Source organism: Bacillus marinisedimentorum (assembly GCF_001644195.2).
Taxonomy (GTDB): Bacteria; Bacillota; Bacilli; order Bacillales; family Bacillaceae_O; genus Bacillus_BL; species Bacillus_BL marinisedimentorum.
The window spans coordinates 1-20639 of record NZ_LWBL02000034.1 but is presented as its reverse complement, the minus strand read 5'-3'; the positions used below and the strand labels follow the sequence as shown (position 1 = coordinate 20639).

The window sequence follows — 20639 nt, the reverse complement described above, 5'->3', positions numbered from 1 at the left end:
CTAAAAAGAGGTGAATACTTAAGTTAATTTGCATTTATTTTTGTAGCCCCCTTTTATGTCAATAAAATAAGCAGCCCAATTGTTTAGCCAATTGGACTGCTGTTTGGTCTGATATTTTCTGTTTAGTACCTGAAAACCGAACCTGTCAACCTGCGGAAGGCGGTTTTTGCTTCCGGAGGGAATAGCCGCTTATGACGATAACCGCTGGCAGCTGGAGCATGAAGAACTTATACCTTCAGCGATCCGGGTCTTGCGGATTAAGGACACGAGGCCTTCGGTTTTTCAGCGGAATCGGGGCCCTGATCAGGACATCACGGAAGGCGCGCCATGAAAATGGGATGAGCGGCCACAAATACGGGATGTTAAACGAGTTCATTCTCACTATCATGATGAGCCATAAAGTGATTGCAGTGACGTATCCGATGACTCCAAAGGAAGCAGCAGCAATCAGAAATACGATTCGGGCGAGCCGATTCGCGAGACTCATTTCATAGCTTGGTGTAGCGAACGTGCCGATAGCTGCTATCGCAAGATATAAAACGACCTCATTTGAAAAAAGGCCGACTTCAACCGCGACCTGGCCGATCAAAATCGCAGCGACAAGCCCCAGTGCTGTCCCGAGTGACGTAGGGGTATGGATTGCTGCCATTCTGAGCATATCAATTCCGACCTCAATCAGCAGAAATTGAAGCAAGAGCGGCACCTGTCCCCTTTCGTTCGGGCCGATGAAGGCAACTTCCTCCGGCAGTAAGGAGGGGTCAGCGGCAAATATGTACCAGAGCGGGAGCAGGAAAAGGGATGCCCAGATTGCGAGGAAACGGACAACCCGCAAATACGCACCGACAAGCGGCTTTTGCCTGTATTCTTCCGCGTGCTGCAAGTGATGCCAGAAAGTTGTCGGGGTAATCAGCACACTCGGGGTGCCGTCCACCATGACAAGAACGTGACCTTCATATAAATGGACAGCTGCGGTATCGGGCCTCTCCGTATAGCGCACGAGCGGGTACGGATTCCAGTGGCGGCCCAGAATAAACTCTTCAATCGTTTTTTCTCCCATCGGCAGTCCGTCTGTGTCAATTTTTTCTATCGATTCTTTTATATGCTTGACATGTTCAGGATCGGCTATATCTTCGAGATAGCAGATACAAATATCGGTTTTTGACCTTCTTCCTGCCTGCATATATTCCATCCGCAGCGACCGGTCCCTTACCCTTCTTCTCGTCAGCGCGGTGTTAAACACGATCGTTTCCACATAACCGTCCCTTGCCCCCCGGACAACCCTCTCCACGTCAGGTTCTTCTGGACCGCGGACCGGATAGGTTCTTGCATCAATCATAATGACGTACTCAAGTCCGTCAACAACTAGAGCTGTCGGACCTGCCAACACACCGTCAACTGCCGCTTCAAGATCATCGACCTTTTCTATTTCCACATACGGCAGGTAGGTTTTCAAAAGGCGTTCCAGTGGATCCGGCTCAAGATCTTCTTTTCTCAACCCTGCGAGTAATTTCATCAAGTAATGAAGAATATCATCTTTTGCAAAACCATCTATCAAATAAAGTGCCATTTTCCGGCCTGCATATTCAAGATCAAGTTTAATGACATCAAAGCTTTTCTCGACCCCAAGCCTTTCGCTTAAATAGTCGTTATTTCTCTCGATATCTTTATAAACCGGCTGTTTTTTTGATTCTTCCATCGTCAATCCTCCCCCCAGCCATTACCACGCATCTGCTATATTTCCATCTTGTACGTATTTTTTCCAAAACATACCTTTATTTTTGCAATCGGCTGGTAAAAGGGAGAATTTTAAAATAGAGAAAGGCGGCCAGGATCCTGCCGGATCTCGAGGCCGCCTTACTCAGAAATACCTTTCATAATAATCAAGTTTTGTTAAATGGTATTGTCATTTCCGCGTAACCTCAACTTTAAAATGTAACACAACTAATAAGAAAGAATGGGTGAATTCATATACCTGTATACAAGATGGGCGGTATGTTCGACGGAATCCCGATGAGTCCTTTCAAACGCATGGGAGGCATCCACTCCCGGCCCGATCAGGCCATGTATGACATCATGCCCTGCCCTGACTGCGGCTGAAGCGTCTGATCCATAATACGGATATATATCAACCCGGTAGTCAATGACGTGTTCTTCAGCCAGCTTCACAAGCTGTTTACGGAGTCCATAATGATAAGGTCCGCTAGAATCCTTTGCGCAGATTGACACGGAATATTCGTCAGTCGTCTGCCCATCCCCGATCGCACCCATATCGACTGCGAGATACTCAACTGTTTCCTCCGGGATGTTGGAATTCCCTCCATATCCGATTTCCTCATTATTCGATATTAATACGTGTGTTGTATGTGGCAATGTGGTTCCTTCTTTCTTGACTGTTCGGAAAGCTTCCATCAAAATGCCTACACTCGCTTTATCATCAAGATGGCGAGACTTTATGAATCCGCTGTCCGTCCTTTCAACACGCGGCGCAAAGGAAACAAAGTCACCCACAGAAATGCCGAGTGCCTTTACATCCTCTGCTGTATGTACTTTTTCGTCAATTCGCACTTCGATATGGTCATCGTCCCGCTTTTCGGTTCCATAGTCTTTATACACATGCACAGATGTCTTGTTCAGCAAGATTGTTCCTGAGTATGTTTTGCCTGAAGAGGTCTCGATCTTGCAGTATTCACCCTCAACCGAATTCCAGCGAAAACCGCCGATCATGGATAGCTTCAAACGGCCGTTGCCTTTTATTTCTTTGACCATGGCGCCGAGCGTATCGACATGGGCAGTCAGGAGCCGATGTCTGCCAGTGTCGTTTCCTTCAAGCGTCACAAGAAGGCCGCCTTTTTTTGTGCGGGCTGTATTGATCTCCAATTCGTTGAAAAACTGTTCAATATGGGAAATGATCACTGATGTATTTCCTGTCGGGCTTTCGATTGAGACAAGTTCTTCAATTAGCGAAAGCGTCTTGTCGGTATTGATTGGTGAAGTCACTCATATTCCTCCTTATCTTTTCACATTGCACACTTCATATTTTACACATATTCCGCATAGATTGTTAGCAAAGTCTGTCCATTTATAAAGGAGCCGGTTTTATGAATAAGCTGCTGCTGTCATTTTGTTCATTTCTGCTCATTGCCGCAACGATAGGAGCCATAATAATGCAGTTCAGCCGGCCCGAAGTCCGGGAAAGCTTGATCTATTTCCCCCTCGATCCGGAACTGGCTTTCACCCAAGCGGAAACAAAATTGATGCTTTTAAAAGAAAAAGATGCTGATGAATATACCTTGAAATGGGAAGTTGATTCCACCTTGCCCCGTAAGGTTTATCTGCGTCAGGATATTTCTCTGCTGTTTGAAGAAGGGGTGTTGAAGGATATTCTCAATCAGTGGGAAGAAGAAGCTGATTCGCTTAATCTCGAAAAAAAGGTGACAGCAGAAGACAGCAATCATTTTCAGTCACTTTCATTCCACTACGGCGAAGTCCATTACCAAAATGATCATATCAGAAGTGTCCAGAAAATGAGCAGTGATCATTTGTACGTCATCGACTCGCCGATGACGGCACTGGAATCGTTCCGTGTCCCGTCGACAGAGGAAGAAAAGGAATGGAAACGGATTATCGATCATGCCACAAACCAGCAGCTTCTATTCACCCGTGACAAGCTGCTCGCCCATTTCGGTATCCCTGCCGGTAAATATGCGACCATTCCGCTTACCGAAGTCCCCGCCTACGGGGAAAAGCCTTTCCCGGGCCTTGATTCCGCAGGGACCCAGCGGGCGATCGGCAACCTGTGGGAAGGACTGTACAAAAATTATGTGCTTGGCCTGCCAGGACCGGACGGCAAAAAAGCCAGTGCCGTCGGAAGTTCAATACCATATATCTTGATAAGCAGTGACGGTTCACATCTGCTTGTTCTGTTTGAAGATGCAGAAGGCCGGCCTTATCAGCTTATTCAATATTTGTCTTGAGCCGTTTCAGCAGGTTCTGGTATTCAGCATTGCCGGGATCCTGGCGGACCGCCTGCTCTGCAGCTTCCACCGCTTGCTGCTTTTTACCAAGCCCAAGGGAAACAAGTGCCAATTTATAATGAGCTTCGGGAAATTGCGGGCGCTTGTTAAGTGCAATCTTCAAATTGGCTTCTGCATCTTCATATTGCCCACTCTCATATTCCACCTGTGACAGCAAAAAGTATGTTTCAGCAGGTACATCTGCTTCAGCTGCCTTGAACGCATCCTGAAGGTAAGAACGGGCCTCTTCCTCTCTTCCCATTTCTATGAGTTCATGAGCAATCATGGAGCTCGGAACCGGATCAATGTTGTCAAAAAAACCGTAAAAAAGGATTCCTGAAGCCGTAACAAGGGCAGCAAGGAAGAAAAAGATCTGCCTTACACCTTTTCCATGCCGCGGCAAGTGGACAATTCCTGATGCCAGAAAGCCGCCAGCAAGACCGCCAAGGTGCGCTGGATTATCTACCATCGGTACTGTAAGTCCAAAAACAAGGTTGATACCGAGGATGACAAGGACATACATGCCGATTGTCCGAAAGAACAAGTCCCGATAATTCATGCCAAAATACAACAGGGCTCCAAAACAGCCGTAAATCGCACCAGAAGCTCCTGCTGAAATCTGGCTATTGAAAGCAAAGCTTGCAAACGAACCCAGCAATCCGGCAACAAAATAAATGGCAATAAACCGTTTTGTCCCGAATATTCGCTCAATGGCTGAACCGAGATAAAAAAGTGCAAAGGAGTTCAAAAAGAAATGAAGAAATCCAATGTGAAGAAACATTGATGTGACAAACCGCCACCACTCCCCTTCCATTATAAGCGGGTTGTACTTTGCACCATATTCAACCAGGTTCGCTATACTTGTGCTCCCCCCATTCAGTTCAAGAACAGCAAACATGACCAGATTCACAGCCAGCAATAAGTATGTAAATAAAGGCTTTCCATAATTAAACAGCTTTCGTTCTTCAGCCTTTTTGCGGTTTGACGCCTGCTTCACCCCATCAATCAGCTGTTCAACTGTATATTCGTCACCTTCAGCCCAATTATCCATATTCGGAACAGGTACTCCCAATCCATTGAAAAGCCGTTCAATCCCTATAATCGGGTTAGTTCCTTCTATAATGACATTTTCGAGTGATATTTTCCGATTACCCTCTTTACTCACCTGGCTGTCATTGACGGCGTGTTCCCAATCGTCCACCGGTTCATAGGAAGAAACATATACATTGTATCCCCGGATTTGTTTCATTCTTGAGGCTTTTCTAAAATCAAGGAGTTTCCGGTACACCATTTCCGCATCGTTTCTCATCCAGTTGCCCCAATCAAGGTCGTAGCGGTGCAGGCGGACGATTGTATTGTTTCGGAAGTCCTCTGGCTCCAGCCACACTTCCTCGCGCATTTCATTTATTGTAAGCACCCGGAAATGGCGGTTTACGGTCAAATAATGGACGATTCTCCAAAAAATTAAATCCTGCTGCAGCTTAACCAACCGTTTCCTCTCCTTTTTAGTACCGCTTCACTATGTAATAAAATATTTATATCAATTTCATTATAACAGTTAGAATGCGCCGGCAACCACCGGCGGCTTTTGCCGCATCGGTATTTCCGATGATCCAATGCAAACAGCCCGGCAAGACGCCGGGCTGCAGCGAACTGGTGTTATTCTTTAAAAGAGCTGCTGGATATTCCAAATCCTTTTGAAAATTAACGGAAAGCTGACAGCAGGAAAAATCTCCTGACAAAAGGGATTCCCATTGCAGAGGAAACAACCGTCCTTCTAATCGGCTGTATGCCCAGCACGGCATTAATAAGCCTATATCTGTATTGATAAGCAATGAAAAATACTGTGACATAAAGCAGCATCCTCACAGCGGAAGATCGCATCTCAATCCCTCCTTTTCCCCATTATTTTTGACAACTCCTTTTTTTTTTATCCACTGACAGGGATAGAGTTATGAAAAAAGCGAAAAGGAGCGGGATGATATGATTGGACATTGCCGAAACCGCTGTTTGCGATTTGCATAACAAAAAATCAAATCACTCAATGTTCTAAAAGTATGTTTATTGCTGATTTTAAGGCAGGGGATTTCTGATCATTTTCGAGGATATAACTGCACATCTTCTCTTTCGTGACTGTTTGGTTTTCACTTGCGCGGCTGTTTTGAGGCAGCATGTACATCCCGAGTGCTCCCGGAAAGAATCACTCGTTCGGGGAGCACTGTCCATGACACCGCTGGAATGAATTAATTCACTTGCCTTGAGCCAGAACAATCAATAAAGAAAACTCTCTGATTTGCGTGCCTCCAGGCGAAGACAGATGCGCAGCTGCCTTTGTCTATATTCTTAATATTGGCCACTGCGTGGAAACACTACTTTCCTGACACCTTACCTTTTCCTATATCGCAAAAAAAGACCCGGCACGGCCGGATCTCCCATAACATGCACCAGGTGGTCACACCAGGTTCACATTTTCCATATATCCGCGCAGGACATCACACGAATGATTAAATTTCTGCTTCTCGTCCTCATTCAAGCCAATTTGGACAACTTCACGGATGCCTTCCCTGTTCACAATCGCTGGAACACCGATAAAGATGTCTTCCTGGCCGTACTCGCCATTCAAATGAGCGGAGACGGTAAGGATTGTATTGTCATTTTGAAAAATGGCTTTAGTCAAGCGGACAAGTCCCATCGCAATACCGTAATAGGTTGCACCTTTCCGTTCGATGATATGATAAGCAGCATCGCGCACATTGATGAAAATATCATCGAGGTCCTCACGCTTAAACCTCTCATCCTTATCGATCATGTCTAAAATCGGACGGGTTCCGATATCTGCGGTGCTCCACACAGGCAGTTCGGTATCACCATGCTCTCCGAGGATATATGCATGAATATTCCTTGTATCGATATCAAAATAGTCACTAAGCAAATACCGAAGTCTTGCCGTATCAAGAATCGTACCGGAACCGATGACACGTTCCTGTGGAAGGCCGGAGAATTTCCAAGTTGCATAAGTTAAGATATCCACGGGGTTGGTGGCGACGAGAAATATGCCATTAAATCCGCTTCCCATCACACTTTCCACAATCCCTTTGAAGATTTTTGTATTCTTTTCAACAAGATCAAGCCTTGTTTCACCGGGCTTTTGGTTCGCACCAGCGGTTATAACGACGATATCAGCATCTTTACAATCGTCATAGCTGCCGGCCCAAATTTTTGTAGAGGAAGGCGCAAAAGCGAGCCCATGGCTCAAATCCATGGCGTCACCTGCCGCCTTTTCTTTGTTGATATCGATCATCACAAGTTCATCGGCTATTCCCTGGTTCAATAAAGCAAATGCATAACTGGACCCCACAAAACCAGTGCCAATCAGCGCTACACGATTCAAATTTTTTCTCATTGTGATTCCACCCTTTCATGAAACATCCATTATGAATCTTTAACCATCTATATTGTTTCACAAACAGGCATTTCCTTAAAGAGCATGAAAACGTTATCTAATATAAAATTTGTGAAATGTTGAACAATCTATCATTCTCATAAACCGATATACCGTGAATAAAGCGTTTTCGCCCGCGTTATATCCTCTGTTCCCTGTACGAGTACCCTGCCGTCGGGAAACAGAACAAGCCGTTCACCCTCATTCAGTTCTGCGCGCAGCAGGAAAGGAGTCTTTTTCAATTGGGCCACAGGTGCAAGCCGCTCTGCCCAGTCATTAAGGTCCATATTGGTATGATTTTGGATTTGCACCGTTTCTCTTCCGCACAGCACTGTAGTTGTTTCTTTTTCTGTTGGTTCCAGTGCCGGATAGCTTTTTTTGGAGCAAACCGGGCAATCGCTTCGTGATTTTCCGAACGAAATCTGAAACTGCTGGTTATACCAGATATCGAAATTAAGCAAGCCGCTGCGCATGTGCTTCTCATTGCCGGTCAAGTATTTGAGTGTTTCCGTGACCTGATAAGAAGAGACCATATCGACCACCGGGGAAATAACACCGACCGTATCGCATGTCTGGCCGCCTTGCTGTTCCGGCATAAGGCAGCGGAGACATGGCGTTTTACCCGGCCGCAGTGCCGCGAACATTCCCCGGGAGCTTACTGCCCCCCCGTAAATGAACGGTATTCCGTGTTTGAAGCAGGCATCGTTCAGCAGAAACCGGGTAGAGAAATTATCGGTTCCGTCAATGACAAGGTCGATGCCAGCGATTAATTCCTCGACATTGTCAGCATTCACATCCCCGATGCGCGCGTCCAGCATAATATCGCTATTTAGCAGCATAAGCTTTCTGCGGGCCGCTTCCGCTTTCGGCATAGCAGCTTTCACATCTTCCTCGTCAAACAGCATTTGCCGCTGGAGATTTGATTTTTCTACGTAATCCCGATCTGCAAAGCGTATAAATCCGACTCCAGCCCTGGCCAAGTGGTTTGCGGCCGCGGTGCCGAGTGCCCCCATGCCGACGATCAGCACTTTCGCATCCGCCAAATTACGCTGTCCGTCTTCGCCAATCGGTTTGAAGAGCATTTGCCTTGAATATCTTTCCCACTGTGACATCATCCATACCTCCTGTTGTTCCTCTATTCAACGAATCATATAAGCAACACCGCAGGCAGCCATGATGGAAATAAAATTAACGGCATCATTCGTTATGAACCGATATCCACTGTTCCAGGCCGTCCGCTTGCCGCAATGCATTTCCTTTTCTGTTTCAATACCGCAGGTTGTGCATTTGTAAGAAACTTGTACCGTGCCGCCAAGAAGTGTATCGGCAAGACTGCCTGCAAATCCTGAAATAGTAATCACAGACCATTCATAAGCTGAAAATCCCTCGAACAGTAGCACTGCCAGGAGGGAGGTTGACGCTGCACCCGAAAAAGCGGCTGCAGTGCCTGCAGCTGAAATCGCACCTGAGGTCCCAGGTGTAACCTGCTGAAACCGCAATAGATGGAAAGGCGGTTTCCGGCTTAATATGCCGATTTCAGATGCCCACGTATCGCTGGCTGCTGCGGCAAAAGATACCGAAAACAAAAGGGGAGCATATTCCGTTCCGGAAAAAACAGCTGCAACGGCAAACAAGGCAGCAGGCCCGCCATTTGCGAGCACCTGGACGGCATCTCTCTTGCTCCCTTTTTTTGTGACTTCATCGACGAGCCGGTTATCCTTCACCTTCCCCAAAAGAGTGGATGAAATGAAAAAGAAACCGAGCAAAGCGAGTCCGCTCAATCCAAAACCAATGTATACCGCCGCTCCCACAGCCGCTGCAGCTGCCGAACCTGATAACGTCAACAGCCGCAGCTTGAACCCATAATAAGCGAGAGCAGCAATCAGAAGTATCAAGATTATGTCCGCTGCCAGACCGTTAACTGGAAAGGCCATCGTAAACCTTGTTCTCGGTTATGACCTTGTCAACCGGAATATCATGGTCCTCCGCTTGAAATGAGGAATCTGCCTGCCAGCTGTATGCAAGTGAAGCGGTCCTGCCGGCAAAGTCTGTTAAGAAGCGGTCATAATATCCGCCGCCAAACCCGATTCGGTAGCCTTCCTGTTGAAAAAGCAGACCAGGGACGATCAACAAATCAATCCTGTTTTTATGTACCCGTTCTGTACGTTCGAGTATAGGTTCTTTTAACCCATAATATACAACTTCCAGTTCTGAAAAATCTGTAAGGATCCTGAACTGCAATTCCTTCTTTTCGGGCAGACATTTAGGAACAGCAACCTTTTTCCCTTCCGACCAGGCTTTTTCGATGATTGGGGCCGTATTCAATTCGAGCGGCATCGAAATCGTGACGCCTATCGTATCAGCTTTTTCCCATTCGGGCTGCTCAAACAGGTTTCGGTATATCCCCTGTTCAAGGTTCCATTTCTCGGCAGAGTCCATCTGTTGCAGTTTTTCTTTCGCTTTTTTTCTCAACTGTTCTTTCTGCTCCATGTCGAACCTCCTATCTCTTCTCAAGTATACCAAACACAGGGAACTGACGCAGATGAACGGTGCGAAGTACTTTTGAGCGCTTCAGAGATGGCGTTCGCTGCATTTTTTCGGCCAAAAAAATGAACAGCAGGAAAACCTGCTGTTCATTACTTTGTTTCGCGGTGAAGAGTGTACTTCTTCAGGCGCGGGCTGTATTTTTTCAGTTCAAGACGTTCAGGGTTGGTACGTTTATTTTTTGTGGTGATGTAGTTACGATCACCAGTCTCTGTGCAAGCGAGAGTAATTTTTACACGCATCGGTATCCCTCCAAACATAGTTATTCATTTCATACGTCATTTATCATTATTAACTGCACGGTCATATGACGACTTTAATATCATATCAAAAAATATCAGTGCTATCAAGGTCAACTTAAAAATCTTATTTACTGTCTTTCTGTTTACCTGACTCTGTGGTATAAATAACTGTGTGAACTGTTAAAATCGGGGTGAATCCATGGAAATCCTTATTATTTCGCTTATATCAATCGCAATATTGCTTTTAATCATTTCTTTTTTTACCGGCAGCCGAACGAAAGACCTGGAAGAGCAAGTGGAACAGCTCTCCCTCAACTTCATACAGGAAACGTATCAGCTTAAGAAGAAGATGAAAGTGCTGGAGGAAGAGCTTCTCATTGATGAAGTTGATTTGAAACCGGCTTCCATTCCAATTAAAAATGAAACCGGTACGCCCCCTCAATACTCTGACGGCCTGTTCACATCACAAAGCAGGGTGCTCCGCCTCGCTGAAGCGGGGTATTCCGTACATGAGATCGCCCGCAGCACGGCGAGGCCCGTTTCCGAAATAGAGGAAATAATTCAAAACAATTCAAAAGGAGATGGATGATAATGCAGTCCATACTCCGCAGTTTTGCAGCAGGCATCCTCGCATCCGCACTGGTCCTGGCCGGCGTTCACTACTCCGGAAACCTCGAAGCAGGAGATACGAAGCAACCTCCGCTTACGATGCCGGATGTCCAAGCTTTTTTAAAAACACAGGGTATGACGGCCGTTTCCATAAAAGAATGGAATGAAGCAAAAAATCTCAGGAGCGAAAACGGGCAAACAGGCGGAAACGGAGCTGAACAGGCAGAGTCTGAAAGCGATCCTCCTGAACGCCTTTATACACTTGACATTTCATCCGGCATGACAAGCCGTGATATCGGAGACAGGCTGGTGAATGCGGGTATTATCAAAAACACTGAGACGCTGGATGCTTACCTTCGGGAACATGATCTGGCAACTTCCATACAAATTGGAACGTATTCACTTTCAAGCAAAATGAGTATAGCTGTAATCGCTGATATCATTACCGGCAATTAACAGCTGATAATACAAAAACCTGCCTTCACCTGGCAGGTTTTTGTTGTTTTCATCTATTCATTCAGTGCATATCGCTTACCTTTTACAAGATATAAAATGCTTTCACCGATATTTGTTGCGTGGTCTCCTGTCCGTTCGAGGTACCGGGCGATAAAGGCTAGCTGGGTAATTTGCCCGATTTTCTCAGGTGTGTCGGCAGCCAGGGACAGCAGTTCCTTGATGGTCTGGCCATACAGTTCATCAACCCTGTCATCCATTTCGGCGAGTTTCTTGGCCAGCGCCGTATCTTCCTTATCGAATGCTTCAATCGCAGTTGCAAGCATTTCAAGGGTTATTTCTGCCATTTGAGGAATATGCTCAAGCGGCTTGATAAATGGTTCTTTGCCGATCCTGATTGTTGATTTTGCAATATTAACGGCAAAATCCGCCATTCTTTCTACGTCGGATGAGATACGGATGGCTACAATGATTCTCCTCAAGTCTGTTGCGACCGGCTGCTGTTTGGCGATCATCAGAATCGCGAGGTCATTGATTTCCTCATCAAGCTGGTCGACGAACACATCATCGTCCATTACTTCCAGTGCAGCATCAATGTCCTGCTGCTGAAGCGCATTGACTGATTTATTCAAAGCGCTCTCCGCCATTTTTGATAGTTCGATCATCTTTGAGCGCAGGTTGGATAATTCTGTTTCAAATGTTTCTCGTACTGCCATTTGTTTAGCCCCCTGTCATTAACCGAAACGTCCGGTAATATAATCTTCTGTCCTCTTGTCGGATGGAGTTGAGAAAAGTTTATCTGTTTCAGTAAACTCAATCACTTCTCCGTTCAAAAAGAAAGCGGTCTTGTCAGAAATACGGGCTGCCTGCTGCATATTGTGCGTAACGATCATGATTGAGAAGTCTTTTTTCAATTCCTGGACAAGTTCTTCTACCTTCAATGTTGAAATTGGATCAAGCGCAGATGTCGGTTCATCCATGAGGATGACATCAGGTTCGATTGCAAGTGTACGGGCGATGCAAAGCCGCTGCTGCTGGCCGCCCGATAACCCGTAGGCATTTTCGTTCAAACGGTCTTTCACCTCATCCCAGAGGGCAGCGCCGCGAAGACTCTTCTCTACGATTTGGTCAAGGACTTTTTTATCTTTAATGCCATGGATTTTCGGCCCGTATACGACATTTTCATAAATGGATTTCGGAAATGGGTTCGGCTTTTGGAAGACCATTCCCACTTTTGTACGCAGATCTTCCACTGGATATGATTTATCAAAAATGTTGCGTTCACGGTATGCGATTTCACCGGATGTCTTAACAATCGGGACCATTTCAACCATTCTGTTGACAGCTTTGACGAATGTTGACTTTCCGCAGCCTGATGGGCCGATGATGGCTGTCACTTCATTTTCCTTGATGTCGAGGTTAATGTTTTTCAGCGCCTGGTCTTCCCCATACCATAAATTGAAATTATTCACATTGATGACGGTGCTCGCTTCATTTTTCACATTTATTTTTTTCTCCCTGTTTACCTCAGGGGCGATTGTTGGTGTTTGCATGAAAGATTCCTCCTCCGAACCTTGATTAATAACGCTTAGAAAACTTATTCCGTATGAGTACGGCGATCGAGTTCATTAACAGAAGCACAGCTAAGAGAACAATGATTCCAGCCGATGCAACGTATTGGAAGTCCGGATTCGGCATTGAAGTCCAGCTGTAGATCTGGATCGGCATTGCTGTGAATGGATCAAATATGTCATTTGGAACAGTGAAAATGGCTGTTGCTGCTCCAACAAGAATCAGCGGGGCTGTTTCACCGATCGCCCGGGAAAGAGCCAGTATTGCTCCTGTAAGAATTCCCGGTATGGCCGCAGGTAAAACGATTCTCCTGATCGTCTGCCATTTTGTCGCACCCATTCCGTAAGATGCTTCACGGAGCTGGTTCGGCACTGAGCGGATTGCTTCCTGAGAAGATACGACGATGACAGGCAGCACAAGCAGGGCAAGGGTAAGCCCGCCTGCAAGAATGATATTGCCCATTCTCATAATGTAAACAAAAATTGTCAGGCCCAAAAGACCGAACACAATAGAAGGGACTCCGGCAAGGTTTTGAAGATTCACCTGGATGAATCGTGTCAGTCTGTTCTTTTTTGCATATTCTTCCAGATAAATTGCAGTTGCCACTCCCAAGACCAGTGTAACAGGAGCAGTTACCGCCATCAGCCAGAGGGAGCCGAAGAATCCAGCCTTGATGCCGGCATTTTCTGCCCTCCTGGATGTGAACCCATTTAAAAAATCCATATCGAGATTGCCAATTCCTTGAGTCAATATCCGATAAGCCAATAACAGCAAGAAAATCAAGCCGATTGAAGTCGCGATGAAAAACACGGCTTTTCCAATCCTGTTTTTTATAATTCTGCCGGTCATATTTTTTGAGACCGATTCATGATTGATTAAGCTCATATTAGTATTCCTCCCTGAAACGGCGGGTGATATACTGTGCCAGTAAGTTCATGATCAAGGTAAATAGGAAAAGCGTCATGCCTACAGCGTATATGCTGTAATATATCGTCGATCCGAATGCAACATCACCTGTAGCAACTTGTACGATATAGCCCGTCATGGTTTGAATGGACTGGGTTGCATCAAAAGTGAATTTCGGTGTTGCGCCGGCAGCAACCGATACGATCATCGTTTCCCCAATTGCGCGGGATATCGCCAGGACAAATGAGGCGATGATGCCGGATAGTGCGGCTGGAAGGACAATTTTCAAAGAAACCTCCAGCTTTGTCGCACCCATTGCCAGTGCCCCCTCACGCAGGGAATTTGGCACCGAACTCATCGCATCTTCGCAAAGAGAAGCGACCATCGGGATGATCATGACTCCAACGACAATCCCCGCACTTAGTGCATTAAAAAAAGAAAGGTCCGGAATGATCGTTCGGAGTATCGGCGTAATAAAGGTAAGGGCAAAAAAACCATAAACGATTGTAGGAATTCCTGCCAGCACTTCCAGGATCGGCTTAATGATTCTCCTTGTGGAATCTGAAGCATATTCACTCAAGAAAATGGCCGAAGCAAGACCAACCGGTATTGCAACCAGCATTGCGATAACTGTTACAAGCATTGTTCCGGAAATCAATGATAGAATCCCGAATGACTCCTGCCAAGGATTCCATCTTGTTCCGGTGATAAAATCGATGAAATTGACTTCCCTGATAAATGTAAACGTTTCGGAAAGCAAGGTATACAGAATGCCTGCTGTGACTAAGACTGAAGTGGCTGCAGCCAGAAGCAGCAATTTAGGAACAAGCTTTTCAATGATATTGGAAGCGCTCCGCGAAGATTTATTTTTATCTATCATCTCTCTTACGGAGAAGTCATCAGCTTTTTTTAAAGCCATAATGGAAAGAACCCCTTTCATCACACGGAAATAGGTGAGGGTGTTTTAAGCCCCTCACCCTCTATTTCCTGATTTCGCTGCAAATGATTTTACTCACCAGCCGTCAGAGACTTGATTTTTTCTTTTTGCTCCGCATACTTATCTTCCGGAAGAGGAACATATCCAACCTCTTCAGCCATCATGCCTGCATTTTCGAGGACGAACTTCGCAAAGTCTTTCACTTCCGGTTTCTCAAGAGATGATGTATTGAGATAAGTGAACAGCGGACGGGAAAGCGGCTCATATTCTCCGCTCTGGATTGTATCCATATCAGGCTTAACCGGGCCGTTGCCGTTGTCAATGCCCAGCGCCTTTAAAGTCTGTTGGTTTTCATAGTAGTATGCGTATCCGAAAAATCCAATGGCATTCGGGTCGTTCTGGATGCCGCGCACAAGAACGTTGTCATCTTCAGAAAGGGTTACACCTTCATCTTCACGCATCGGTTTATCTTCAAGAATCACTTCATTGAAGTAGTCAAATGTTCCTGAATCATGACCAGGCGCAAATATCTTGATTGTTTCATCCGGCCAATCCGGGTTGATATCCGACCATTTTGTCTTTCCGCTGTCAGCAAGAAAAATTTCTTTCAATTGATCAACAGTGAGAGAATCCACATAATCGTTTTGCTGGCTTACAGCAACTGTCAATCCGTCATATGCGAGAATGACTTCTTCAAGGTTAACGTCATTTTCTTCAGCGATTTTCTTTTCTTCATCTTTTATTGGGCGAGAAGCATTACTGAAATCGATTTGACCTTTCGTAGCACGTTCGAAACCTCCACCCGAACCAATTGAGTCTACAGTCACATTAACCTCCGGCTGTTCAGCCTGGTATTCTTCGGCAAGCCCGAGCATGATTGGATAGACGGTGGATGAACCGGCTATTTTAACATTTCCTGAAAGCTCTTCTCCGCTTCCACCACCAGAATTGCCTGTGCCTCCGTCATTTCCGCATGCTGATGCAAAAACAAGTACTGCTGCCATAATTGTGAAGAACAGGATTTGCTTAAGACTCTTCATTCGATAGTCCCCCTAAAGTAATTGAGTTGTCTTCCCGTTTATACGGAAATCGCTTTGTCTCTCACAAGTAATAGGTTAAAGGAGGAGTTTTAATCAGGTTTTAATGGAATGTTAAGCTTTTGTAAATGTGCTTAGATTCGTGAAAAATTTTCTTTTTCCTTTTGCTTTCGTGTAACGGATCGCTGCTCAAGTACTAGCAGAACAGAGGAGACCCCGGAAAACCGCGGAAAGCGGGAGCGGCAAGGAATGGGCAAGGTTAAGAATAGAGGAATATAAACCTGCTGAATAATTTTTTCCGTTAAAGGGAGTTTAAAGGAAATAGCCTCATAAAAAACAAGCGTCCAGGGACTCTTCCCCAGACGCTTATTGTGTGTATTTTTATTTTTTATTTTACAAGTCACTTCCTCAAAGTCCGGTAAATGATTAAGCGAAGTACCTGTTAAATTGTTCTATGCATTATTCTATTTACCGATAACAAGCAGCTATTGAGAATCTGAAACATCCTCCTGCTTCTTTAATTCAAAATATGCGTCCATAATTTCACGTCCGATTTGCCCGTTAATATGCCCCTGTGAAGTCGTGTAAGGAACGACTACAGCAAAGGCGACTTCCGGTTTTTCAAGCGGGGCAAAACCTACAAGCGACAGATTCGTCGTTTTAGTGCCAAACAATTCTTTGTTTGAGCCATAATATGTGGTTTCTGCTGTACCGGTTTTGCCCGCCGGACGGTAGTCGGTATCTTTAAAATATTGATAAGCCGTTCCCTTCTTTTCTTGGAACACCTTTCGAAACCCTTCTTTAACACGGTTGATTTGTTTTAGATCCGCCTCCAGCGTATTCAGGACATGCGGTGAAGCGCGATAAACGGAAGCGCCTTTTTCCGGTTCCCTGATTTCATTAACAAGAATCGGTTTAAGTCGTTTTCCCCCATTCGCGATTGTCGAGATGTACTGGGCCAGCTGCATTGTCGTGTATGTATCATATTGGCCAATTGAAAGGTCCATCAGATTACCGATCCTGCTTCCGGAACCGCGGTAGCCCGTTGATTCGTGCGGTAAATCAATTCCCGTTTTCACCCCGAGACCGAAACGGCTGAAGGAATTCCGCATCACATCAAAAGCCTCCGGTTTTTTAAAAGGGGCACTCTTGCCATACTGGTAATCATAACCGCCCATCATCATCGCAATTTTAAACATAAACACGTTTGATGATTGCTGCAGGGCAGTAATGTCGTTGATTTTCCCCATCGTTTTATAAGATTTTTTGATCGGCGTCCCTTTGATCTTTATCGGCGTGTCGACCAGATAAGAATTGGGCTTGATGACGCCCGTTTCATAACCCGTCAGAACCGTCGCGCCTTTAATGGACGAGCCGACCTCGTATGCATTATTGACAACCCCTGTCGCATAATCCTGGAAGACAGTCCTCCCGTCTTTCCTGGTCATTTTCTTTCCTGCAAGCGACAGCACTTCCCCAGTATTCGGGTCCATCATGACGACATAGGCTGAATCAAGCAATTGGTTCTCATCTGGATATTTCGCTTTAAATTCACTTAAGTTTGATTCAATGATTTCTTCAACTTTCTTTTGCAATTCCATATCTGTTGCCAAGACAAGGTCATTTCCCCGCTTACCGGAACGAATGAGTTCTGTATCGACGATTTCCCCCGCAGGATTGGTGACATTGCGGGTTTTTTCTTTGTGCCCCTGGAGCATGCCTTCATACTGTTTTTCAAGGTAACTGATTCCGACGCGGTCATTCCGCTGGTATCCTTTAACAAGAAAAGAATCCAGTTCTTCACGGGGCAGCCCCTGTTCGGCATTTGTTATATTGCCGATTAACGTTTCCAGCGTTTCATCATATGGATAGACCCTATCCCAGTCTGTAGCGATTTGCACACCTGGAAGTTCATCAAGGTGAGATGATACCGTGGCGTATTCCTGGTCGGTTACCCCTTCATTTTTTACGTATTGCGGTGTCAGAGGGTAACCTGCATCAAACGTCCTTTTAATCGCTATGATTTCCTGTTCCTGTTCAGTTAATTTGGAAAGGTCTTCATCAGAAATGCGGTCAAGTGTCAGCTTATAAATCTGATCGTCGTTCAGCCCGTTCCGTTCTTTTGCCGTAACTTTTTGTTCAGCCTGTTCAGGCCGGGTAAGGATCCAATAATCCTTCTTGTCACGTTCGGTTACACTGTCAGGCTCGACATTAATATACTTTGCAAGTTTCGCCGCAGTTTCCAGCCTATCCTGCTGACTTACACCCTGTTGCCTGACATACGTTATTGCTTTCAGCGGCTTATTATCTACAACGACATTACCTGAACGGTCAAGTATCTTTCCGCGGGGAGCCGGCTCCGCAACGGTGATTTTTTCTGTTCTCTCCATTTCTTTTTGATACTCTTCGCCATATACGATTTGAATGACACCAAGCCGTATAATCAGCATTAAAAAAGCGGCAAAGACTAGAAAGAATAGTACATTTAACCGCTTTGGAAGTTTTTTCATTTTTTTTCCCTGTGCGTTTATTGCCATTATTCAACCTCTCTACATCATTTCTTTGGAATGTTTACCCTTATTTCTTCGCACTAAACGACTTCTTTCTGTCTTATCCATCTTTTTTTCAAGGTGTCGAGCCGCTTTCTCCGTCAACCAGTTTCCTGCTGTGAATAGCAGGGACTTCCCGTCCTCTGGAGTCATTGTTGCCCAGCTGGATATTTCGGATGAAAAAGTAAATGATCAGATGTCCCACACCAATGACACTGAGCAAAATCGGAATGCTTTTTTCGCTGTCAAAAAAGGTGACCGCACCGAGAAACAGAAGGATGGAAAGGACCCGCCCCATGTTCAGGTAAAGTTCACGGACGACAATGTATTCAACCCTCATTTCAGCCGCACTCCAGCTGCGCCCGATCACGTCATATGTCAGAGACATATAAGGGACAAGGAGAACCGGATATGCAATCGAAATGAGAACCGCATAGACAATAAGCCTCGTGTAGCTAAGATGAAACAGAATCAAAAAGATTGCTCCGTACAATAACAGTCCACCTGCGAGAATTGCTTTTTTCCGATGCCTCGGTTTAATAAGCCGTGTCGCCAAATAATAGACAACAAACGCAACGGAACTTTGGACAAGCCCAAATGTTCCCAGAGCCAGTTCACTCTGGGTTGTCACGAACACCCAGACAACAATGACAAACACAAAGGTCCCTTCCCGCAGCCCTTGAAAAAAATGGGCGATGCAAATGTTTTTCCAGTTCTTATTATACTTTTGCTCTTCGATGATACGTCTGAATGAAAAGTTTCCTTTGGCAGAACGCCTTTTAAGGAAAAAGCTTAACACGACAGCCCCTGTAAAAAAACCGAGTGAGATGCTGAAAATGACGGTGTATCCAGTCAGCTGCTCCATGCTGGAAATAATAAAGCCTGCAGCAATAGGTCCAATCATACCGGCAAAGGATGTTAACAATCCTAAAAAGCCGTTAAAAAAGTCCCTTGTCTCAGGCTCTGTTATTTCAAATGTAAGAACATTAAAGGCCAACCAGTAAAATCCGAACCCAACACCGAGCAGTCCTCCCAGTACAACCAGAAAGTTGGAAGCCCCCTCGCCAAAAGTAAGAACCGTAATATAAAAAATGGACAAAAAAATCACACCAAGCCTTAACACAACGACACGGTCAATTTTTTTTGCCCATCGTCCCGCCAGAATGAACGTGAGCGGCTGCAGGATGACAATGGCCAGGTTATACAGCGCTATATCCGCAAACCGACCGGTCTGCTTCCATAGATAAACGTTTACAAACGTATTGGAAAGGGCCACACTTATCGAGTAAAGCCCGCCGATCGTCAATAACAGGATCAAATCCCGATTAACGTCGACCCCGCCGATCATTTTCTTCAAGATGTTCATAACTGCCGACTCCCCTTTGTCTTCTAAGAGCTATTTTTCCACAAACCCTTCTGCTTATTCAGGAATGACAAAGGCAAAGTAGTGAATACGGTGAATGAAATTAAAATGATGTGTCAAAAAAAAAAGCAGCCGGCGATAGCACCGGCTGCTGTTCGATCGTCAGCAAAACGATTATTTTGCTGCTTGATAGCGCTTTTCTACTTCATCCCAGTTGACAACATTCCAGAAAGCAGAAATGTAGTCAGGGCGCTTGTTTTGATATTTAAGATAGTATGCGTGCTCCCAAACATCCAGGCCAAGAACAGGTTTCTTGCCTTCCATTAGCGGGCTGTCCTGGTTAGGGGTGCTTGTTACTTCCAGCTCACCATTATTTACAACAAGCCATGCCCATCCGGATCCGAATCGGGTTGCTGCAGCATTATTGAATTCCTCTTTAAATTTGTCGAAACTGCCGAACTTGCTTGTAATTGCATCAGCCAATTCACCAGAAGGATTTCCGCCGCCGTTTGGAGACATGATTGTCCAGAACAGGCTGTGGTTTGCATGACCGCCGCCGTTGTTACGTACAGCTGTACGGACATCTTCAGGAACAGCATCAAGATTGCTTACAAGTTCTTCAATGCTCTTGCTTTCAAGATCGCTTTTTCCTTCGATTGCATTGTTCACCTTTGTAACATAAGCATTGTGGTGCTTTGTGTGGTGAATGTTCATTGTTTCCTTGTCGATATGCGGCTCCAGTGCATCGTACGCATAAGGTAATTCAGGAAGTTGATAAGCCATTCTAAAAATCTCCTCCTTAATAATATGTAATCGCCAGGCATACGCCCCAAAGGAACATTCGGTCTTTCCCATTTGGAAAGATAAAAAACAAAAATGTTTAGAAAGTTCCCTGTATTTCTACCTTAACAAATTTACCCTTATTGTTCAATGAATAAACACCGTTTGCAATCTGATATAAAAAGAACAAAA

19 protein-coding genes and 1 pseudogene are annotated in these 20639 nt (G+C 45.3%); 3 read left to right on the top strand and 17 right to left on the bottom strand.

What is annotated here, in order from left to right; genetic code table 11:
• Positions 1–235: 235 nt before the first annotated feature.
• Both A4U59_RS10350 and A4U59_RS10345 read right to left on the bottom strand, forming a co-directional pair.
• Positions 236–1696, bottom strand: a complete 1461-nt coding sequence (locus tag A4U59_RS10350) for a spore germination protein (RefSeq protein ID WP_066173447.1) — start codon at positions 1694–1696, stop codon at positions 236–238.
• A gap of 245 nt (positions 1697–1941) precedes the next feature.
• A complete protein-coding gene (locus tag A4U59_RS10345; RefSeq protein WP_066173443.1) occupies positions 1942–2997 on the bottom strand; it encodes a M42 family metallopeptidase in 1056 nt (351 codons plus the stop codon).
• Between the two features lie 101 nt (positions 2998–3098).
• On the opposite strand from A4U59_RS10345, the gene A4U59_RS10340 reads away from it, so the two are divergent.
• Entirely contained in the window at positions 3099–3974 is an 876-nt protein-coding gene (locus tag A4U59_RS10340; RefSeq protein WP_066173441.1) for a hypothetical protein, read from the top strand.
• Here A4U59_RS10340 and A4U59_RS10335 read toward each other — a convergent pair.
• The 7 genes from A4U59_RS10335 to rpmG all read right to left on the bottom strand — a co-directional run bounded on the left by A4U59_RS10335 (position 3955) and on the right by rpmG (position 10241).
• Positions 3955–5502: a rhomboid family intramembrane serine protease gene (locus A4U59_RS10335; RefSeq protein WP_066173438.1), complete on the bottom strand. Its 1548-nt coding sequence runs from the start codon at positions 5500–5502 to the stop codon at positions 3955–3957. The two genes, A4U59_RS10340 and A4U59_RS10335, sit on opposite strands and share 20 nt — an antisense overlap.
• Positions 5503–5548: 46 nt before the next feature.
• On the bottom strand, positions 5549–5866 hold the full coding sequence (locus A4U59_RS21350; RefSeq protein WP_157888164.1) for a hypothetical protein: 318 nt from the start codon (positions 5864–5866) through the stop codon (positions 5549–5551).
• A gap of 599 nt (positions 5867–6465) precedes the next feature.
• The gene (locus A4U59_RS10325) at positions 6466–7416 is read right to left on the bottom strand and encodes an L-lactate dehydrogenase (RefSeq protein WP_066173433.1); all 951 of its coding nucleotides are present in this window, start codon (positions 7414–7416) and stop codon (positions 6466–6468) included.
• Between the two features lie 137 nt (positions 7417–7553).
• Positions 7554–8570 carry a ThiF family adenylyltransferase gene (locus A4U59_RS10320; RefSeq protein WP_066173430.1) on the bottom strand — a complete coding sequence of 339 codons (1017 nt, stop codon included), beginning with the start codon at positions 8568–8570 and terminating at the stop codon, positions 7554–7556.
• Positions 8571–8594: 24 nt separating this feature from the next.
• Entirely contained in the window at positions 8595–9389 is a 795-nt protein-coding gene (locus tag A4U59_RS10315; protein ID WP_066173426.1) for a DUF92 domain-containing protein, read from the bottom strand.
• The gene (locus A4U59_RS10310; RefSeq protein ID WP_066173423.1) at positions 9373–9945 is read right to left on the bottom strand and encodes a 5-formyltetrahydrofolate cyclo-ligase; all 573 of its coding nucleotides are present in this window, start codon (positions 9943–9945) and stop codon (positions 9373–9375) included. The genes A4U59_RS10315 and A4U59_RS10310 overlap by 17 nt, the downstream gene beginning before the upstream one ends.
• 146 nt (positions 9946–10091) lie before the next feature.
• Positions 10092–10241: a 50S ribosomal protein L33 gene (gene rpmG, locus A4U59_RS10305; protein ID WP_066173420.1), complete on the bottom strand. Its 150-nt coding sequence runs from the start codon at positions 10239–10241 to the stop codon at positions 10092–10094.
• Positions 10242–10440: 199 nt separating this feature from the next.
• Here rpmG and A4U59_RS10300 point away from each other — a divergent pair, with 199 nt between their 5' ends.
• The gene (locus tag A4U59_RS10300; protein WP_066173417.1) at positions 10441–10830 is read left to right on the top strand and encodes a hypothetical protein; all 390 of its coding nucleotides are present in this window, start codon (positions 10441–10443) and stop codon (positions 10828–10830) included.
• Between the two features lie 2 nt (positions 10831–10832).
• The gene (locus A4U59_RS10295) at positions 10833–11306 is read left to right on the top strand and encodes an MltG/YceG/YrrL family protein (protein WP_066173412.1); all 474 of its coding nucleotides are present in this window, start codon (positions 10833–10835) and stop codon (positions 11304–11306) included.
• A gap of 53 nt (positions 11307–11359) precedes the next feature.
• Here A4U59_RS10295 and phoU read toward each other — a convergent pair whose 3' ends face one another.
• The 8 genes and pseudogenes from phoU to A4U59_RS10255 all read right to left on the bottom strand — a co-directional run bounded on the left by phoU (position 11360) and on the right by A4U59_RS10255 (position 20450).
• The gene (phoU, locus tag A4U59_RS10290; protein ID WP_066173409.1) at positions 11360–12019 is read right to left on the bottom strand and encodes a phosphate signaling complex protein PhoU; all 660 of its coding nucleotides are present in this window, start codon (positions 12017–12019) and stop codon (positions 11360–11362) included.
• An 18-nt stretch (positions 12020–12037) separates the two neighbouring features.
• Positions 12038–12769 (bottom strand): annotated as a pseudogene (pstB, locus tag A4U59_RS10285) (phosphate ABC transporter ATP-binding protein PstB); the annotation flags it as partial.
• A 112-nt stretch (positions 12770–12881) separates the two neighbouring features.
• Positions 12882–13760, bottom strand: a complete 879-nt coding sequence (pstA, locus tag A4U59_RS10280) for a phosphate ABC transporter permease PstA (RefSeq protein WP_066173400.1) — start codon at positions 13758–13760, stop codon at positions 12882–12884.
• 1 nt (position 13761) lies between these two features.
• A complete protein-coding gene (gene pstC / locus A4U59_RS10275; protein WP_066173398.1) occupies positions 13762–14700 on the bottom strand; it encodes a phosphate ABC transporter permease subunit PstC in 939 nt (312 codons plus the stop codon).
• A gap of 89 nt (positions 14701–14789) precedes the next feature.
• On the bottom strand, positions 14790–15758 hold the full coding sequence (locus A4U59_RS10270; RefSeq protein WP_066173396.1) for a PstS family phosphate ABC transporter substrate-binding protein: 969 nt from the start codon (positions 15756–15758) through the stop codon (positions 14790–14792).
• Positions 15759–16240: 482 nt separating this feature from the next.
• Positions 16241–18292, bottom strand: coding sequence for a peptidoglycan D,D-transpeptidase FtsI family protein (locus tag A4U59_RS10265; RefSeq protein WP_066173393.1), 2052 nt, complete (start codon positions 18290–18292; stop codon positions 16241–16243).
• Between the two features lie 88 nt (positions 18293–18380).
• Entirely contained in the window at positions 18381–19670 is a 1290-nt protein-coding gene (locus A4U59_RS10260; protein ID WP_066173388.1) for an MFS transporter, read from the bottom strand.
• A 171-nt stretch (positions 19671–19841) separates the two neighbouring features.
• Entirely contained in the window at positions 19842–20450 is a 609-nt protein-coding gene (locus tag A4U59_RS10255) for a superoxide dismutase (protein ID WP_066173383.1), read from the bottom strand.
• Positions 20451–20639 lie beyond the last annotated feature (189 nt).

Excerpts from the sequence above, each read along its gene's own strand:
- A4U59_RS10350 (WP_066173447.1), bottom strand. The coding sequence starts at position 1,696 with ATGGAAGAATCAAAAAAACAGCCGGTTTATAAAGATATCGAGAGAAAT.
- A4U59_RS10340 (WP_066173441.1), top strand. The coding sequence starts at position 3,099 with ATGAATAAGCTGCTGCTGTCATTTTGTTCATTTCTGCTCATTGCCGCA.
- A4U59_RS21350 (WP_157888164.1), bottom strand. The coding sequence starts at position 5,866 with ATGTCACAGTATTTTTCATTGCTTATCAATACAGATATAGGCTTATTA.
- A4U59_RS10325 (WP_066173433.1), bottom strand. The coding sequence starts at position 7,416 with ATGAGAAAAAATTTGAATCGTGTAGCGCTGATTGGCACTGGTTTTGTG.
- A4U59_RS10320 (WP_066173430.1), bottom strand. The coding sequence starts at position 8,570 with ATGATGTCACAGTGGGAAAGATATTCAAGGCAAATGCTCTTCAAACCG.
- A4U59_RS10315 (WP_066173426.1), bottom strand. The coding sequence starts at position 9,389 with ATGGCCTTTCCAGTTAACGGTCTGGCAGCGGACATAATCTTGATACTT.
- A4U59_RS10310 (WP_066173423.1), bottom strand. The coding sequence starts at position 9,945 with ATGGAGCAGAAAGAACAGTTGAGAAAAAAAGCGAAAGAAAAACTGCAA.
- rpmG (WP_066173420.1), bottom strand. The coding sequence starts at position 10,241 with ATGCGTGTAAAAATTACTCTCGCTTGCACAGAGACTGGTGATCGTAAC.
- A4U59_RS10300 (WP_066173417.1), top strand. The coding sequence starts at position 10,441 with ATGGAAATCCTTATTATTTCGCTTATATCAATCGCAATATTGCTTTTA.
- A4U59_RS10295 (WP_066173412.1), top strand. The coding sequence starts at position 10,833 with ATGCAGTCCATACTCCGCAGTTTTGCAGCAGGCATCCTCGCATCCGCA.
- phoU (WP_066173409.1), bottom strand. The coding sequence starts at position 12,019 with ATGGCAGTACGAGAAACATTTGAAACAGAATTATCCAACCTGCGCTCA.
- pstA (WP_066173400.1), bottom strand. The coding sequence starts at position 13,760 with ATGAGCTTAATCAATCATGAATCGGTCTCAAAAAATATGACCGGCAGA.
- pstC (WP_066173398.1), bottom strand. The coding sequence starts at position 14,700 with ATGGCTTTAAAAAAAGCTGATGACTTCTCCGTAAGAGAGATGATAGAT.
- A4U59_RS10270 (WP_066173396.1), bottom strand. The coding sequence starts at position 15,758 with ATGAAGAGTCTTAAGCAAATCCTGTTCTTCACAATTATGGCAGCAGTA.
- A4U59_RS10265 (WP_066173393.1), bottom strand. The coding sequence starts at position 18,292 with ATGGCAATAAACGCACAGGGAAAAAAAATGAAAAAACTTCCAAAGCGG.
- A4U59_RS10260 (WP_066173388.1), bottom strand. The coding sequence starts at position 19,670 with ATGAACATCTTGAAGAAAATGATCGGCGGGGTCGACGTTAATCGGGAT.
- A4U59_RS10255 (WP_066173383.1), bottom strand. The coding sequence starts at position 20,450 with ATGGCTTATCAACTTCCTGAATTACCTTATGCGTACGATGCACTGGAG.